General features: G+C 63.6%; 1 protein-coding gene. It reads right to left on the reverse strand.

Annotated features, from left to right (window positions below):
• Positions 1-423: VCBS domain-containing protein (locus KW841_RS29435; protein ID WP_218480752.1), on the reverse strand; the 423-nt coding region annotated here is incomplete at both ends.

A 423-nucleotide genomic window follows, 5' to 3' on the forward strand; every position in this document is an offset into this window, starting at 1 on the left:
TGAAGCCGGTGATGGTCAGCGTGCTGCCCAGTGGTGTGGTGATCGATTGCGGGAAGCCCGCGGCTACGCCTCCCGTGACCACGGCGATGCCGCCGACGGTCAGGGTGATGACGCCGTCCAGTGCGGTCACGGTGAACGTGCCGTTCTGGGTCAACGCCGTGGCATCCGGAGCACTGCCGTCGCCGAGGTTTTTCTCGAAGACGGTGAGTTCGCCGCCCTCGACGTTCAAACCGCCAATCGTCACTGGATCATCGTTGTTGTGGATCTGCAGCACCAGGTTGGCGGTGCTGCTGTCACCGTCCGCGTCGGTGATGGTGTAGGTGAAGGTGTCGGTGCCGTCGCCACCGCCGTGCAGGGCTTTGAAGTCGGCATCGCTGGTGTTCAGGGTGTAGGTGTAGGTGCCATTGGCGTTCAGCACCAGGG

Source organism: Pseudomonas sp. PDM28 (assembly GCF_019219115.1).
Taxonomy (GTDB): Bacteria; Pseudomonadota; Gammaproteobacteria; order Pseudomonadales; family Pseudomonadaceae; genus Aquipseudomonas; species Aquipseudomonas laurylsulfatiphila.